Origin of the sequence: Shewanella sp. AS16 (assembly GCF_021412365.1) — a bacterium.
In the GTDB taxonomy this organism is placed as follows: Bacteria; Pseudomonadota; Gammaproteobacteria; order Enterobacterales; family Shewanellaceae; genus Shewanella; species Shewanella salipaludis.
This window is the reverse complement of record NZ_JAKCLK010000159.1, coordinates 1-308: the sequence shown is the minus strand read 5'-3', so window position 1 is coordinate 308 and position 308 is coordinate 1. Positions and strand designations below refer to the sequence as shown.

1 protein-coding gene is annotated in these 308 nt (G+C 49.7%); it reads right to left on the bottom strand.

Annotation, left to right across the window (positions count from 1 at the left end; translation table 11 throughout):
- The coding region (locus LZP73_RS19785) for an RNase adapter RapZ (RefSeq protein ID WP_234236617.1) at positions 1 to 244 on the bottom strand (244 nt) is incomplete at its 3' end.
- Between the last annotated feature and the right edge of the window lie 64 nt (positions 245 to 308).

Genomic DNA, 308 nt, shown 5'->3' with positions numbered 1-308 from the left:
GTTGCGGTGAGAAAGCGTCAGGCAGGTTACTCATCGCCTGTTCGAATATTTCTGGTGACTCCGGCATATTACGAACATCAATGCTGACGGCGGCAGAAATCTCTCGATCGGCCAGAGTTCGAGCCAGATCGGGTAACAACACTACGGGAAGGTTATCCACGCAGTAAAAACCCATATCTTCCAGCGCACGCAGGGCGACAGATTTACCTGAACCTGAACGTCCGCTGACGATCATCAGTACCATGTACTGTTTCTCCTCACAACGTCTAAAAGAGACATTACCGAATAACTACGCTTCATCCGGAGTA